General features: G+C 60.9%; 13 protein-coding genes and 2 tRNA genes. 6 read left to right on the top strand and 9 right to left on the bottom strand.

The features are described 5' to 3' along the window. Positions 1–247 precede the first annotated feature (247 nt). Both pncB and nadE read left to right on the top strand, forming a co-directional pair. Positions 248–1,453, top strand: a complete 1,206-nt coding sequence (gene pncB / locus B2J77_RS02385) for a nicotinate phosphoribosyltransferase (RefSeq protein ID WP_078477913.1) — start codon at positions 248–250, stop codon at positions 1,451–1,453. Between the two features lie 4 nt (positions 1,454–1,457). Further along, positions 1,458–2,285 (top strand): ammonia-dependent NAD(+) synthetase, encoded by an 828-nt coding sequence (nadE, locus tag B2J77_RS02380; protein ID WP_058637997.1) that lies wholly within the window; start codon positions 1,458–1,460, stop codon positions 2,283–2,285. Between the two features lie 55 nt (positions 2,286–2,340). Here the strand turns inward: nadE and azu are convergent, their stop codons facing one another. The 9 genes from azu to rnr all read right to left on the bottom strand — a co-directional run bounded on the left by azu (position 2,341) and on the right by rnr (position 12,804). After that, complete coding sequence (gene azu / locus B2J77_RS02375) at positions 2,341–2,790, bottom strand: azurin (RefSeq protein WP_058637996.1); 450 nt, start codon at positions 2,788–2,790, stop codon at positions 2,341–2,343. A gap of 349 nt (positions 2,791–3,139) precedes the next feature. Further along, positions 3,140–5,440, bottom strand: a complete 2,301-nt coding sequence (locus B2J77_RS02370; protein ID WP_078477912.1) for a YgiQ family radical SAM protein — start codon at positions 5,438–5,440, stop codon at positions 3,140–3,142. Between the two features lie 183 nt (positions 5,441–5,623). Next, the gene (gene dnaB / locus B2J77_RS02365) at positions 5,624–7,021 is read right to left on the bottom strand and encodes a replicative DNA helicase (RefSeq protein ID WP_023532900.1); all 1,398 of its coding nucleotides are present in this window, start codon (positions 7,019–7,021) and stop codon (positions 5,624–5,626) included. Between the two features lie 113 nt (positions 7,022–7,134). Continuing rightward, positions 7,135–7,581 (bottom strand): 50S ribosomal protein L9, encoded by a 447-nt coding sequence (gene rplI, locus B2J77_RS02360; RefSeq protein ID WP_012316464.1) that lies wholly within the window; start codon positions 7,579–7,581, stop codon positions 7,135–7,137. Between the two features lie 20 nt (positions 7,582–7,601). Continuing rightward, positions 7,602–8,465: a hypothetical protein gene (locus tag B2J77_RS02355; protein ID WP_023533001.1), complete on the bottom strand. Its 864-nt coding sequence runs from the start codon at positions 8,463–8,465 to the stop codon at positions 7,602–7,604. A 33-nt stretch (positions 8,466–8,498) separates the two neighbouring features. Next, complete coding sequence (gene rpsR, locus B2J77_RS02350; RefSeq protein WP_003249563.1) at positions 8,499–8,729, bottom strand: 30S ribosomal protein S18; 231 nt, start codon at positions 8,727–8,729, stop codon at positions 8,499–8,501. A 28-nt stretch (positions 8,730–8,757) separates the two neighbouring features. Then, on the bottom strand, positions 8,758–9,183 hold the full coding sequence (gene rpsF, locus B2J77_RS02345; RefSeq protein WP_078477911.1) for a 30S ribosomal protein S6: 426 nt from the start codon (positions 9,181–9,183) through the stop codon (positions 8,758–8,760). Between the two features lie 295 nt (positions 9,184–9,478). Next, positions 9,479–10,225, bottom strand: a complete 747-nt coding sequence (gene rlmB / locus B2J77_RS02340) for a 23S rRNA (guanosine(2251)-2'-O)-methyltransferase RlmB (RefSeq protein ID WP_023532995.1) — start codon at positions 10,223–10,225, stop codon at positions 9,479–9,481. Continuing rightward, positions 10,222–12,804, bottom strand: coding sequence for a ribonuclease R (rnr, locus tag B2J77_RS02335; RefSeq protein WP_058637994.1), 2,583 nt, complete (start codon positions 12,802–12,804; stop codon positions 10,222–10,224). The genes rlmB and rnr overlap by 4 nt, the downstream gene beginning before the upstream one ends. Positions 12,805–13,075: 271 nt before the next feature. Here rnr and B2J77_RS02330 point away from each other — a divergent pair. The 4 genes from B2J77_RS02330 (at position 13,076) to B2J77_RS02315 (ending at position 16,156) form a co-directional block, all read left to right on the top strand. Then, positions 13,076–13,162 (top strand) — tRNA-Leu (locus tag B2J77_RS02330). Between the two features lie 86 nt (positions 13,163–13,248). Further along, positions 13,249–13,335, top strand: a tRNA-Leu gene (locus tag B2J77_RS02325). A gap of 242 nt (positions 13,336–13,577) precedes the next feature. Continuing rightward, positions 13,578–14,591, top strand: coding sequence for an extracellular solute-binding protein (locus B2J77_RS02320; protein WP_058637993.1), 1,014 nt, complete (start codon positions 13,578–13,580; stop codon positions 14,589–14,591). Then, complete coding sequence (locus tag B2J77_RS02315; RefSeq protein ID WP_058637992.1) at positions 14,591–16,156, top strand: ABC transporter permease; 1,566 nt, start codon at positions 14,591–14,593, stop codon at positions 16,154–16,156. The genes B2J77_RS02320 and B2J77_RS02315 overlap by 1 nt, the downstream gene beginning before the upstream one ends. Positions 16,157–16,164: the final 8 nt, after the last annotated feature.

The following is a 16,164-nucleotide window of genomic DNA, read 5'->3' as shown; positions in this document are numbered from 1 at the left end:
ATGGGCAACCGACCTGTAACAATTAACGTCACCGAACTGCACACAGCTGGTGCATGACTGCTACAGCCCGCACCTTAACTACACTCGGCACGTGATGTAACGCCGCCTGGTTTGGCAGGTACGACACCGTAGTCAGATTCTTCTGAAGGGTTTCACGCTGCCTTACCTCTTCATCGGCGTCGCAATCACATCGGCTTGGCAAAGACTGGCACAATGACCGCCTATTGCCGTTTCTGGAGCCACCTTGATGAGCGAGAGCGCATTCGCCGAGCGCATCGTGCATAACCTGCTCGACACCGATTTCTACAAGCTCACCATGATGCAGGGCGTGCTCCACAACTACCCTGACGCCGATGTCGAATGGGAATTTCGCTGCCGCAATGGCGAGGACCTGCGCCCCTACCTGCACGACATTCGCCAGCAACTCGAGCAGCTTGCCGAACTGACGCTGGATAACGGCCAACTTGCCTTCCTGGAGCGCATCAGCTTTCTCAAGCCTGATTTCCTGCGCTTTCTGAGGTTGTTCCGCTTCAACCTGCGTTACGTGCACCTGGGTATCGACGGCGGTCAGCTGGTGCTGCGCCTCAAAGGGCCCTGGCTACATGTGATCCTGTTCGAGGTGCCGCTGCTGGCGATCGTCAGCGAGGTGCGCAACCGTTCGCTGCACCCGCACATGCGCCTGGCCGATGCCCGTGATCAGCTTTACCGTAAATTCGATTGGCTGCGCGCCAACGCCAGCACCGATGAACTGGCCGAAATGCAGGTCGCTGACTTTGGTACCCGCCGGCGTTTCTCCAGCCGTGTGCAGGAAGACGTGGTGCGCGTGTTGCGCGATGACTTCCCGGCCCGCTTCGTCGGCACCAGCAATGTGGACCTGGCCTGGAAACTCGACATCAAGCCGCTGGGCACCATGGCTCATGAATGGATCATGGCCCATCAACAGTTGGGCCCGCGGTTGATCGACAGCCAGATCGCCGCACTCGATTGCTGGGTGCGTGAGTACCGGGGGTTGCTGGGCATCGCCTTGACCGACTGCGTGACCATGGACGCCTTCCTGGGCGATTTCGACCTGTACTTCGCCAAGCTCTTCGATGGGCTGCGCCACGACTCCGGTGACCCTGTGCTCTGGGCCGAGAAAGCCATTGCTCACTACCAGCACCTGGGCATCGATCCGATGACCAAGACGCTGGTGTTCTCTGATGGGCTGAACCTGCCCCGGGCGCTGGAAATCTTCCGTGCCCTGCGCGGTCGCATCAACGTAAGCTTCGGTATCGGCACCAACCTGACCTGCGACATTCCGGGCGTAACGCCGATGAGCATCGTGCTTAAGATGACCGATTGCAACGGCGCACCGGTGGCCAAGATTTCAGACGAAGCGGCCAAGACCCAGTGTCGTGACGAGAACTTCGTCACCTACCTACGTCACGTTTTCAAAGTCCCCAGCAAGGAGTAACCCCATGCAAGCGGTTCAGCAAGAGATTGCCCAGGCACTCAAGGTACAACCGCCGTTCGCCGACGCTGCCGCCCTCGAGGCCGAAGTGACCCGGCGGGTAGCGTTCATCAAGGACTGCCTGGCCAATGCAAGGCTCAAGACCTTGGTACTGGGCATCAGCGGCGGCGTCGATTCGCTGACCGCAGCCCTGCTCGCCCAGCGCGCCATCAATGAGTTGCGTGATGAAACCGGTGACAAGGGCTATACCTTCATCGCCGTGCGCCTGCCCTATCATGTCCAGCACGATGAGCATGATGCACAGGCGTGCCTGGACGTCATCAAGCCGGACGAGACGCATACCATCGACATTGCCCCGGCCGTCAAGGCACTGGCAGGCGAAACGCAGGCGTTGAAAAACGGCTCGCCTACGCTCGTGGATTTCGTGGTGGGTAACATCAAGGCCAGGATGCGCATGGTTGCCCAGTACACCATCGCAGGCGCGCGCGCAGGCCTGGTGATCGGGACCGACCACGCAGCCGAGGCGGTCATGGGCTTTTATACCAAGTTCGGCGACGGCGCCTGCGACCTGGCGCCGCTCAGTGGCCTGGTCAAGCATCAGGTACGCGCCATCGCGCGCCATTTCGGGGCGCCGGAGTCACTGGTGGAGAAAGTGCCTACCGCCGACCTCGAAGACCTCGACCCGGGCAAGCCAGACGAAGCGGCCCACGGGGTTACCTACCAGCAAATCGACGCATTCCTGCATGGCCAGGAAATCGATCAAGCTGCGTTCGATGTCATCGTTGCCAACTACCGCAAGACCCAGCACAAGCGCGAACTGCCGTTCGCCCCTTGAATACGCAATTGGGGCCGCGTTGCGGCCCCAATTCGTGTTCTACCGCGTGGTGACATCACTTGACCACAACTTTGCCTTTCATCATCGCGATGTGACCTGGGAAGGTGCAGAAGAAGCTGTAGTCACCGCCGGCTTCGAGCTTGGCGGTGTCGAACGTCACTTCAGTTTCCTTCTCTGGCGCGCCGATCATCTTGGTGTGGGCGATGATGGCGGCGTTGTCGGCCTTGATGTAGTCCTTTTCCAGACCCTGACTCATGCCTTCGGTGGCGATGCCCTGCATGTCGGCCGTCTTGCTGATGACCAGGTTATGGCCCATGACGTTCTTCGGCAGGTTGCCGGAGTGAGTCAGTTTGACGGTGAATTCTTTGCAGCTCTTGTCGACCGTGATTTCCTTGGTGTTGAAGGACATCTGGTCAGTCGAATCGACAGTTACCGAACACTCGGCTGCGAAGACAGAGGCGCTGGCGAGGGTCAGCAGGGATACCGCTACAGCTTTCGCAAACATCGTGAATCTCCTTGGCAGGGTTTTATCAACAGCGAGACTGCCTGAAACCGTCCAGCCCCTGGGTGACGTGCGTCAAGGGGATGTCAATGGGCAGTCAGTTGAATTGTTCAATGGATTGTATACAACCAATCTAAGGGCACATCATGCCCTTTTAATAGACGATGGGACAACCTCTCATTTAGGAGCAGTACCAAATGCCCATGTCCAGTTTCTTGAACAGCCTGCTCGCTGCCTATGCCCACGCTGCCACAGGCGCGATCTGCGAGTTCTCGCGCCCCGAGTGATGCCGTTGTGCAGTGATCGAGTAACCCTTTGTTGCTGAGGAAGGGGCCGCCAGGCGGCCCGGGGTTTAGCGTGGGATGACTGGCTGGCGCGGCTTCTTCCCACCTTTGCCACCCTTGGCCGACTCCTTGCGCTCCTTGGCCGCCTGCTGGTTGCGGGCGAACGCCTCCGCCTTGGCCTTCTCACGCTTGTCCCATGGCTTGCTGCCATCGCTGGCACGCGGCGGCAGGCCGGTGTGCTGGGTCAGGATCTTTTGGTCCTTGCCCACCTTGTGGCTACCGGCAGGCGTCGAGTTCTTGCGTCGGGCGCTCTGGTAGGTATCGGATTGCGGCTGGTGCAACGGGATCAGCTGATGCTTGCCTGGCCCGATCAGGTCGGCACGCCCCATGCGCTGCAGCGCCTCGCGCAGCATCGGCCAGCCCTTGGGGTCGTGGTAACGCAGAAACGCCTTGTGCAAGCGACGCTGCTCGTCGCTCTTGACGATATCCACGCCCTCGCTCTTGTAGGTCACCTTGCGCAGCGGGTTCTTGCCCGAGTGATACATGGCTGTGGCAGACGCCATCGGCGAGGGGTAGAACGCCTGCACCTGGTCGGCACGGAAACCGTTGCCCTTGAGCCACAAGGCCAGGTTCATCATGTCTTCGTCGGTGGTGCCGGGGTGCGCCGCGATGAAGTACGGGATCAGGTACTGCTCCTTGCCCGCCTCCTTGGAGAACTTCTCGAACATGCGCTTGAAGCGGTCATAGCTGCCAATGCCCGGCTTCATCATCTTGTCCAGCGGGCCACGCTCGGTGTGCTCCGGGGCAATCTTGAGGTAGCCACCCACGTGGTGGGTCACCAGCTCCTTGACGTACTCCGGCGATTCCACCGCCAGGTCGTAGCGCAGGCCCGAGGCGATGAGGATTTTCTTCACGCCTGGCAGCGCACGGGCCTTGCGATACAGCTCGATCAACGAACTGTGGTCGGTGTTCAGGTTCTCGCAGATACCGGGGAACACGCACGAGGGCTTGCGGCAGTGCTTCTCGATTTCCGGGCTCTTGCAGGCGATACGGTACATGTTGGCGGTAGGGCCGCCGAGGTCCGACACCACGCCAGTGAAGCCTGGCACCTTGTCGCGCATCTCCTCGATCTCGTTGAGGATCGATTCGTGCGAACGGTTCTGGATGATGCGCCCTTCGTGCTCGGTGATCGAGCAGAACGTACAACCGCCAAAGCAGCCGCGCATGATGTTGACCGAGAAGCGGATCATCTCGTAGGCCGGGATGCGCTCCTTGCCATAGGCAGGGTGCGGCACGCGCGCATAGGGCATGCCGAACACGTAGTCCATTTCCTCGGTGCTCATGGGAATGGGCGGTGGGTTGAACCACACGTCCACTTCGCCATGTTTCTGCACCAGGGCGCGGGCGTTGCCTGGGTTGGTCTCCAGGTGCAGCACACGGTTGGCATGCGCATACAGGACCGGGTCGTTACGCACCTTTTCGAACGATGGCAGGCGAATTACCGACTTCTCGCGCGTCACGCGCGGGCTGTCCAGTATCTGCACCACCTTGGCTTCGTTCGGGTCTTCCTGGTCGCCCTTGGCTTGTTCGATGGCGCAGGCCTGGGTGTCCTGGGTGTTGACGTACGGGTTGATGATCTTGTCGACACGCCCCGGACGATCGATACGGGTGGAGTCGATTTCGAACCAGCCGTCCGGGGTGTCGCGCCGCACGAAGGCCGTGCCACGCACATCGGTGATCGACTCGATCTTCTCGCCGTTGGACAGCCGTTGTGCCACCTCGACCACGGCACGCTCGGCATTGCCGAACAGCAGGATGTCGGCGCTGGCGTCGATCAGGATCGAGTGGCGCACCTTGTCCTGCCAATAATCGTAGTGCGCGATGCGGCGCAAGGAGGCCTCGATGCCGCCCAGCACGATGGGCACGTGCTTGTAGGCTTCCTTGCAACGCTGGCTGTACACCAGGCTGGCACGGTCAGGCCGGCTGCCCGCCAGGCCGCCCGGGGTGTAGGCGTCGTCGGAACGGATTTTCTTGTCGGCGGTGTAGCGGTTGATCATCGAGTCCATGTTGCCGGCAGCCACACCGAAGAACAGGTTGGGCTCGCCAAGCTTCATGAAGTCGTCTTTGGACTGCCAGTTCGGCTGGGCAATGATGCCTACGCGAAAACCCTGGGCCTCCAGCAACCGGCCGATGATGGCCATGCCGAACGACGGATGGTCGACGTAGGCGTCGCCAGTCACGATGATGATGTCGCAGGAATCCCAACCGAGCAGATCCATCTCCTCCCTGCTCATCGGCAGGAAAGGTGCTGGCCCGAAGCATTCGGCCCAGTACTTGGGATAATCGTAAAGTGGTTTGGCTGCTTGCATATCAGTGACCGGCTCTGGTGTGCAGGGAAATCGCGGGCGCGGAGAATAGCACAAATTTTAACCAAATCCGACTGGATTCGTGGGAATTGACAGGCGTGCGATGATTGGGGCGTGACACCTCCCGGGGCACGTTCGCCCCACGGTGCAGGTGATGAGGTACGTCTGGTGAAGCAGAAACAGGTGCTATTCGTCGTCGTCGAAGTTGTACATGCCCGGCGCGAGGTTCTCGAAGCGGGTGTACTTGCCGATAAACGCCAGGCGCACAAAGCCGATAGGCCCGTTACGCTGTTTACCGATGATTATTTCCGCCACGCCCTTGTGCTCGGTCTCCGGATGGTACACCTCGTCGCGGTACACGAACATGATGACGTCGGCGTCCTGCTCGATTGCACCCGATTCACGCAGGTCGGAGTTCACCGGACGCTTGTTCGGACGTTGCTCCAACGAACGGTTGAGCTGCGAAAGGGCAATGACCGGGCAATTGAATTCCTTGGCCAGGGCTTTGAGCGAGCGAGAGATTTCGGAAATCTCGTTCGTGCGGTTGTCACCGGAAGATCCGGGAATCTGCATCAACTGCAGGTAGTCGACCATGATCATGGCGATCTCGCCGTGCTCGCGTGCCAGGCGCCGGGTGCGCGCGCGCATCTCTGATGGGCTGATGCCAGCGGTGTCATCGATGAACAGCTTGCGGTCGTTGAGCAGGTTTACCGCCGAGGTGAGGCGTGGCCAGTCGTCGTCGCTCAATTGACCGGAGCGGACCTTGGTCTGGTCGATACGACCCAGTGAGGACAGCATACGCATGACCAGCGATTCCCCTGGCATTTCCAGCGAAAACACCAGCACGGCCTTGTCGGTCCGCAGCACGGCGTTTTCCACCAGGTTCATGGCGAACGTGGTTTTACCCATCGAAGGCCGGCCCGCCACGATGATCAGGTCGGCCGGCTGAAGGCCGCTGGTTTTCTCGTCCAGGTCGGTATAACCGGTGGAAATACCGGTGATGTCGCTGTCGGAGTTGAACAAGGTATCGATGCGGTCGATGGCCATGGTCAACAGGTCGTTGACCCCTACCGGGCCGCCGGTCTTGGGTCGCGCCTCGGCGATCTGGAAGATCTGCCGCTCGGCGTCGTCGAGGATTTCCGCCGCATCACGGCCTTGCGGATTGAACGCATTGTCTGCGATGTCGGTACTGATGCTGATCAGTTGCCGCAGCGTGGCCCGCTCGCGAATGATCGCGGCGTAGGCCTTGATGTTGGCCACCGAAGGCGTGTTCTTGGCCAGTTCGGCCAGGTACGCCAGGCCACCGACCTGCGTCGATAAGCCTTCCTTGTCGAGCTGCTCGTGCAGCGTCACCACATCGAACGGCTGGTTGGCGTCGGCCAACTTGTGCACGGCACGGAAGATCAGCCGGTGGTCATGCCGGTAGAAGTCACCGTCCGACACCTGATCCAGCACCCGCTCCCAGGCGTTGTTGTCCAGCATCAGACCACCGAGCACGGCCTGTTCGGCCTCGATGGAATGCGGCGGCACTTTCAGGGCTGCGGTTTGCAGGTCGAGCTGTTCGGAGGTAGTGATCTCGTTCATGGCCACGAAAGAATTCTGGAGGATGAAAAAGACAAAGGGCACGGCCTGTCGAAGACAGGACCGTGCCCGATGTTAACCGGCTGACACCTGAGGGGCCAGCCAGTCAGCGCAGCTTAGGCAGCTACGACGACCACGCGTACGGTGGCTTCAACGTCGCTGTGCAGGTGCACGGCTACGTCGTATTCGCCAACCTGACGGATGGTGCCGTTCGGCAGACGAACTTCAGCTTTGGCCACTTCAACGCCGGAGGCGGTCAGGGCGTCAGCGATGTCGTGGGTGCCGATCGAACCGAACAGCTTGCCTTCGTCGCCAGCGGTGGCAGTGATGGTCACTTCCAGCTCGGCCAGTTGGGCAGCGCGGCTTTCAGCCGACGATTTACGGTCTGCAGCTGCTTTTTCCAACTCGGCGCGACGCTCTTCGAACGCAGCCAGGTTGGCGGCGTTGGCAACGGTAGCCTTGCCGAATGGCAGCAGGAAGTTACGGCCGTAACCAGCCTTAACTTTTACTTTATCGCCCAGGTTGCCCAGGTTGGCGACTTTTTCCAGCAGGATCAGTTCCATTTGGTAAAACCTCTTAACTTTTAACCTTCACCGTTCGCGGAGTCATTCCCTTTGGGGGACTTGCGACCGCGAAAATCAATCAGGCTGTCGACAATGGCCAGGACCACCAGCAACGGGTAAATCAGCTGCATGATCAGCGGCAGCGTCACGTACATCCCTACCAGCCAGAAACCGGCCAGTCGGCCCTGCGCCACGAGCCCATGCATCAAAGCGATGCCGGCCAGCACCAGTACCAGGCTCGAAGCCGATGCCAGGATGATGAACTGCGGCCCGATGAACGGGGCCACCACCATCACTGCCACCAGGGCCACCATGGTCTGTTTCGGCAGCTTCAGGGCACGAAACTCGTGACCGAAGCCTCCAGGGTTGTACAACGCTGCCTGCCAATAGCGCGCTAGCACCAAGGCCAGCACGCAGAACAACTGCACTGTCACCGCTGTGGAAGTGACCAGCAATGGGCGGATCACTTCACCGGAGAGCACCGGCTGCCCTTCTACTTGCGGCATGGCTTCGGCAAACGCCTTGGCCAGCGCATCGAAGGTAGGGGCCAGCGCCAGATCGAGCACGAGGCTGAACGCCACGGCGAACACGGCACTGACCACCAACACCCGACTCCAGGGATGCTCGGCCCGCAACAGGCCGGCAAGTGCCAGGGCGCCCGCGATCACCATGAAGGTAATCGGATCGCCCATGACCCAAACGGCCAACCCTGCCAGCAAGCCGCCAGCGATGACCGTTGAAGCATCCTTGAACCCGCGCCGCAGCAGCACAAGGCTGCCGGCAGCGGCACTCAACCAGAACAGCAGCGGCAATACCGCGCTGATGACCACCACGAGGGTGGCCTGCACACGACCGCGCATGATGAAACTTGCTAACGCTCGCATGCTAATCCCTTACTGCTTGTCGACGACCCGGTCTCAGCGGCCGTGGCTGTCGGTGTAGGGCAGCAGGGCCAGGAAGCGGGCGCGCTTGATAGCGGTAGCCAGCTGACGCTGATAACGAGCTTTGGTACCGGTGATACGGCTTGGAACGATCTTGCCGGTTTCGGATACGTAAGCTTTCAGGGTGTTGAGATCTTTGAAGTCGATCTCTTTCACGTCTTCAGCAGTGAAGCGGCAGAATTTACGACGACGGAAGAAACGTGCCATTTAATAGGCTCCTCTAAAGGTCCGTGGATTACTCGTCAGCGCTATCGCTGGAGTCGCTGTCATTGCTGTCGTCGCCTTCGGCGGACTCGGCATGCTCAGGACGCTCACGACGCTCACGGCGCTCGCTGCGGTTTTCTTCAGCCTTCAGCATCTCGGACTGACCGGTAACGGCTTCGTCGCGACGGATGACAAGGTTACGGATAACGGCATCGTTGTAGCGGAAGTTGTCTTCCAGCTCGGCCAGGGCCTTGCCAGTGCACTCAACGTTCAGCATCACGTAGTGAGCCTTGTGAACATTGTTGATGGCGTAGGCCAGTTGACGACGGCCCCAATCTTCCAGGCGGTGGATCTTGCCACCATCTTCTTCGATCAGCTTGGTGTAACGCTCAACCATGCCGCCGACTTGCTCGCTCTGGTCCGGGTGAACCAGGAAGATGATTTCGTAATGACGCATGAATGCTCCTTACGGGTTAGTAGTCTGCCAGCGAATCTGGTCAGACAAGGAGTGAATGACACTGGTGTGTCTTGCCAGGGAGTAGAGGCACATGCGCACCTGCCAGCTCGGCAAGGGGCGCAATTGTAGAGAAGGCCAGACAGACAAGCAAGGCAATTGGCGATTATTTGAACAACCGGAAACACTTCGACGCGGCGCCTGTCGCTCCACGGGTGCAGCTGCCTGCATAGGATCAGTTCACGTGGTCAGGTCAGGCTGACGCCGCGCCGGCCACAAGACCGGCACGGCCCTGGGCTCAACCCTTGGCCTGACGCTGGCGCACGGCCTCGAACAGGCATACGCCAGTGGCCACGGACACGTTCAGGCTGCTGACGCTGCCGCTCATCGGCAGCTTCACCAGAAAATCGCAGTGCTCGCGGGTCAGCCGGCGCATGCCCTTGCCTTCGGCGCCCATGATCATCACCAGCGGGCCGGTCAGGTCCTGCTGGTAGATTTCCTGCTCGGCTTCGCCAGCGGTGCCGACCACCCATAGGCCCCGCTGCTGCAACTTCTCAAGCGTACGCGCAAGATTGGTCACGGCCACCAGCGGGATCACCTCGGCTGCGCCGCATGCGACCTTGCGCACTACAGGCGTAAGGGTCGCTGACTTGTCCTTGGGCACGATCACAGCCGTGGCCCCCGCCGCATCGGCGGTGCGCAGGCAGGCACCGAGGTTGTGCGGGTCGGTCACCCCGTCCAGCACCAGGATCAGCGGCGGCGTTTCAGTGCGTTCGAGCAACTCCTCGAGCATAAGCTCGCCCCAGACCTGGCTGGGGCTCACCTCGGCCACCACACCCTGGTGCACGCCCTCGACCCAGGCGTCCATCTCACGGCGTTCGGCTTGACCCACGGCCACACGGTTCTCGGCGGCCAAGGCCAGCAGCGCTTGCAGGCGCGGCTCGCTGCGACCCTCTGACAGCCAGATCTGCTTGACTCGCTTGGGATGGTGCTGCAACAGCGCCTGTACCGCGTGAACGCCGTAGATCTTTTCCAACTGACTCATGAATTGCTCTTGCTCTTGCGTGAGGCGCCGGATTTCGACGGCCCTTTACGGTGCTTGGTAGGCTTGCCGGACGTCTTGCTGCCCTTGTCCGACTTGCTGCTGCCGTGGCCGGTAGTGCGGGCCTCGGTCATCAGCGCCTTTTTCATTTCGCGGCTCTTGCGCACCTCGGCGTTGCGCTGCACGGCGTCCTTGGGGAAATACGCCTCGGAGGCTTCGCTCTTGCGGCTGCGCGGCTTGGGCGTGGCCTTGGCCTTCACTTGCTCCGGAGCTTGCTCGGTCGGGGCCGCCGCAGCCGTTGCACCACGCTGCTTGCGACCGATCGGAGCGGCCAAAGTGGCGTCGGCCACCTCGAAGTCGATCTTGCGCTCGTCCAGGTCCACGCGCATGACCTTGACCTCGATCGTGTCACCCAGCCGGAAGCTGCGGCCGGTGCGTTCGCCCGACAGGCGATGATGCACAGGGTCGAAGTGGTAATAGTCGCCCGGCAGCGCACTGACGTGCACCAGACCCTCGACGTAGATGTCGGTCAGCTCGACGAACAGGCCGAAACCGGTCACCGCAGTGATCACACCCGGGAACGTCTCGCCCACGCGGTCCTTCATGTATTCGCACTTGAGCCAGTTGACCACGTCACGGGTGGCTTCGTCAGCCCGACGTTCGGTCATCGAACACTGCTCGCCCAGTTGCTCGAGGGTGTTCTCGTCGTACGGGTAGATACGCGCCTTGGGAATGCTCATGGCACCGGCACGCTTGACGTGCGGGGTATCGACCTTGGAGCGGATCACGCTGCGGATGGCGCGGTGCACCAGCAGGTCAGGGTAACGGCGGATCGGCGAGGTGAAGTGAGTGTACGCCTCGTAGTTCAAGCCGAAGTGGCCGTTGTTGTCGGTGCTGTACACCGCCTGGCTGAGCGAGCGCAGCATCACGGTCTGGATCAGGTGGAAGTCCGGGCGGGCGGCGATGCTCGCCAGCAGTGCCTGGTAGTCCTTGGGCGACGGATCCTTGCCCTTGTGCAGGGACAGCCCCAGCTCGCCCAGGAACGCGCGCAGCTTTTCCAGGCGCTCCGGTGGTGGGCCGTCGTGCACGCGGTACAAGGCCGGCACGTTATGTTTTTGCAGGAACTCTGCCGTGGCCACGTTGGCGGCCAGCATGCATTCCTCGATCAGCTTGTGCGCATCGTTGCGCACGGTCGGGCGAATTTCCGCGATTTTGCGGTCTTCGCCGAAGACGATGCGAGTTTCCTGGGTCTCGAAGTCAATGGCACCGCGGGTGTGACGGGCCTCGAGCAGGACTTTGTACAGGTTGTAGAGGTTCTTCAGGTCCGGGACGACTTCCTTGTATTCCTCGCGCAGCGCCTTGCCTTCACGGGTGCGTGGATGCTCGAGCATGCTGCTGACCTTGTTGTAGGTCAGGCGGGCGTGGGAGTGGATGACCCCTTCATAGAACTGGTAGTCGACCATTTGCCCGGCCTTGTTCATGGTCATTTCACAGACCATGGCCAGTCGATCGACATGCGGGTTCAACGAGCACAGGCCGTTGGACAACTCCTCGGGCAGCATGGGCACCACTCGCTCGGGGAAGTACACCGAGTTGCCGCGCTGCTGGGCTTCCACATCCAGCGCCGAGCCCAGGCGAACGTAGCTCGACACGTCGGCGATGGCCACATAAAGGCGCCAGCCACCGGAGAACATCCGCAGCTTGCCCAGCGGTTCGCAGTAAACGGCATCGTCGAAGTCGCGCGCGTCCTCGCCGTCGATGGTCACGAAAGGCAGGTGGCGCAGGTCGACGCGCTTTTCCTTGTCCTTGTCTTCGACTTCGGAGCGGAACTTGCGGGCCTCCTTGATCACATCCTTGGGCCAAACGTGTGGGATATCGTAGCTGCGCAAGGCAACGTCGATTTCCATGCCCGGCGCCATGTAGTTGCCGACCACTTCCACCACATCGCCTTGTGGCTGGAACCGCGCCGTCGGCCAATGGGTGATCTTGATCTCGACGAACTGGCCGATCTTCGCGCCACCGTTGCGCCCGGCCGTGACCAGCACTTCCTGCTGGATCTTCGGGTTGTCGGGGGTCACGTAACCGATGCCGCCCTCCTCGAAGTAGCGGCCGACCACGCTCTCATGGGCGCGGGAGACAACCTCTACCAGTACGCCTTCGCGGCGACCACGGCGGTCGACGCCAGATACGCGAGCCAGGGCGCGGTCGCCATCGAATACCAGGCGCATCTGCGACGGGCTCAGGAACAGGTCTTCGCTACCGTCGTCGGGAATGAGGAAGCCGAAGCCGTCGCGGTGGCCGGAGACGCGACCGCAGATGAGGTCCAGCTTGTCCACCGGGGCATAGGTGCCGCGCCGGGTGTAGATAAGCTGGCCGTCGCGCTCCATGGCCCGCAGGCGGCGACGCAGTGCTTCGATCTGGTCTTCTTCGTGCAGACCGAACTCTGCCGCCAGCTCCTCGCGCGCGGCCGGTTCGCCACGGTCGGCAAGGCGCTGCAGGATCAGCTCACGGCTGGGAATGGGGTTGTCGTATTTTTCCGCTTCGCGAGCGGCCTCGGGATCGAGGGATTGCCAATCGGCCATCAGAAGGGGTTCACCTTGGGGTATATAGATAGGAATTCTGGCATAGGCGTATTGAAACCGGAAATGTCAGCCTTGGACAGCCCCCTGAGGAGCGCTCGGCAATCGGCAATAGGCCCATGAAATCAACAAGTTGAATTTTTTGAGATTTTTTTTGATCGAGGGCTTTACAGCCCTTGGGAGCATCCGTATAGTGCGCACCACGACGACGGACAACCCCGAAGTTGTAGTAGAGATGAGCGGCGCTGTAAAGCATCTTTTATCTCGAATGTGTGCCCAGGTGGCGGAATTGGTAGACGCGCTGGTTTCAGGTATCAGTGGCTTAACGGCCGTGGAAGTTCGAGTCTTCTCCTGGGCACCAAAATTTTCAAGTAATAGATGACCAAGGATCTGTTACTACTGTGTGAAGCGAACAATAGTCGCCTTCATCAGATGATGTAAAGCTTTGCCCAGGTGGCGGAATTGGTAGACGCGCTGGTTTCAGGTATCAGTGACTTAACGGTCGTGGAAGTTCGAGTCTTCTCCTGGGCACCATACAAAAACCCACTAGCTTGCTAGTGGGTTTTTTCTTGCCTGAAATTCAGCACCTTGGCCGCGCCCTCCCGTGCTTTCGGCCTTCTGCAAGACGGTGCACAAGACCCAACGCCCCGCCCCTTTCGATGCATGCATAAGCCCACGTAACCCGCTCAATGAATTTATCGTCACCTCGCCACATGAGAAACGATTTCGTTTACCATTGTTTCCGAATATGTAGCCGTAAGCGAGGAAGTACCCGCATGACGATCCGCCCGCAACCGCTGATGCGCACCCTGGCCGCCGCCGTATTGAGCCTGGTCATCGGCGCTCCGGCCGCCATGGCAGACGCGCCGGTCACCTTGACCATGTACAACGGTCAGCACAAGGAAATCGGCGAGGCCATCGCCAAGGCTTATGAAGCCAAGACCGGCATCCATATCAATATTCGCAAGGGCAGCAGCAACCAGCTGGCCAGCCAGATCATCGAAGAAGGCGAGCGCTCGCCGGCCGACATCATCTATACCGAAGAGTCGCCACCCCTGAACAACCTGGGTGAATTGGGCCTGCTGGCAAAGATCGATGATGCCACGCTCAACATGCTGCCCAAGGAATACGTCGCCGCCAACGGCACCTGGATGGGCGTGACCGCGCGGACCCGGGTGGTGGTGTACAACCCCAAGAAAATCGACGAGAAGGACCTGCCGACCACGGTGATGGACTTCGCCAACCCTGAATGGGACAGGCGTGTTGGCTTCGTGCCCACCAGCGGGGCTTTCCAGGAGCAGGCGGTAGCCATCCTGAAGATGCATGGTCGCGAGGCAACGGAAGAATGGCTGACCGGCCTGAAGGCCTTCGGCAAGACCTACACCAACAACATGGTCGCCCTCAAGGCCGTGGAGAAAGGTGAAGTGGACGCGGTGCTGGTCAACAACTACTACTGGTACGCCTTGGAGCGCGAGCGTGGCAAGCTAGATTCCAAGCTGTACTACCTGGCCGACGGCGATGCCGGCAACCTGGTGACCATTTCGGGTGCCGCGGCCGTGAAGGCCAGCAAGCACCCCAAGGAAGCCCAGGCCCTGCTCAACTGGATGGCCAGCGAAGAAGGTCAGCGCGTCATCACCCAGACGACAGCCGAGTACCCGCTGCACAAGGGCATGGTCTCCGACCGGGGCCTGAAGCCGTTTGAAGACCTGCGCCCGCCCAAGATCTCGCCTGCCGACCTGGGCAATGCCGAGGAAGCCATCGAACTGGAACGTGAGGTCGGTCTGCTCTAATGACTGCCGCCCTGACCCAGCCGGTGCCGGTACGTTTCGTACCGCGCCGCAGGCGCCCCTCGATCTGGGTGGTGCTGCCCGTGCTTTTCCTGGTGGCGATGAGCGTGCTGCCATTGCTCTACGTGGCCATCAAAGCCTGGGAAGCCGGCTGGCGAGAGGCGCTGTATCTGTTGTGGCGCCCCTATGTATGGGGGCTGATGCGCAATACCTTGTTGTTGATGGTCGGGGTAACCCTGACTTGCATGGTGGTGGGCCTGGCGCTGGCCTGGTTGCTCGAACGCAGCGACCTGCCCGGTCGCAGGCTGTGGGGGGTGGTGTTGTGCCTGCCCTTTGCCGTGCCGTCGTTCGTCAGCAGCTTCACCTGGGTCTCGCTGAGCGCTGACTTCGAGGGCCTGGGCGGCGCCATTTTGGTGATGGCCCTGTCCAAGTACCCGCTGATCTTCCTGCCAGTGGCCGCCACCTTGCGCAACCTGGACACCTCACTCGAGGAGTCGGCGCGCACCCTGGGCTGTAGCCGCTGGAGCGTGTACCGGAAAGTCACCCTGCCCCTGCTGTGGCCATCGATGCTCGGGGGCGCCTTGTTGATTGCCCTGCACATGCTCGTGGAATTCGGCGCGCTGTCGATTCTAGGCCTGCAGACATTCACCACCGCCATTTACCAACAGTTCGAGCTGGAGTTCAGCAACGCCAACGCGGCCATGCTCTCTGCCGTACTGCTAGCCATGTGCCTGGTCATGCTCTGGCTGGAGCTGCGGGTACGCGGCAAGGCCCGGCATGTGCGCATCGGCCAGGGCGTGGCACGCCGCGCTCAGCCTATAAAGCTGCGTGGCTGGGCAATACCTGCTCAGTTGTTCTGCCTGGGCCTGGCAGTATTGGGCAGCGGTATTCCATTGGCCATGCTCGGTTACTGGCTCAGCGTGGGTTCCTCCGCAGCGTTCCCCATTGCGGATATTTCCAGTGCACTGCTCACCTCGCTGTCCGTGTCGCTAGGCGGCGCCGGCTTCTGCGTCGTGCTAGCTCTGCCGATCAGCTTCCTGGTGGTGCGCTACAAGGGGCGCCTGGCCATTTGGGCAGAACGCTTGCCGTACCTGCTGCATGCCCTGCCCGGCCTGGTCATTGCCCTGACGCTGGTGTTCTTCGCCCTGCACTACGTGCCGGTGCTGTACCAGACCACGGCGTTACTGCTTTTGGCCTATGCACTGTTGTTCCTGCCTCTGGCCCAGTCCCCTGTACGCACGGCCTTGAACAAGGCCTCCCCTACGCTGGAAGAAGCGGCCCGCACCCTGGGAGCAAGCAGCTTTGCCGCGTTTTGCAAAGTGACCCTGCCGATCATCTTCCCGGCGATGGCAGCGGCCTTCGCCTTGGTGTTTCTGGACGCCATGAAGGAATTGACGGCAACGTTGCTGCTCAGCCCGACCGGCATGACGACCCTTGCCACCGAAGTCTGGGCACACACGGCCAATGTGGAGTTCGCGGCCGCAGCCCCGTATGCGGCGTTGTTGATTGTGGTGTCGGGGTTGCCGGTGTACCTGCTGACAACGCGGATGTACCTGAACCGGGCGTGATGGCCTCA

This window comes from Pseudomonas parafulva (assembly GCF_002021815.1).
Taxonomy (GTDB): domain Bacteria; phylum Pseudomonadota; class Gammaproteobacteria; order Pseudomonadales; family Pseudomonadaceae; genus Aquipseudomonas; species Aquipseudomonas parafulva_B.
Note: the sequence above shows the minus strand (reverse complement) of the source record. Positions and strands in the feature narration are given on the sequence as shown.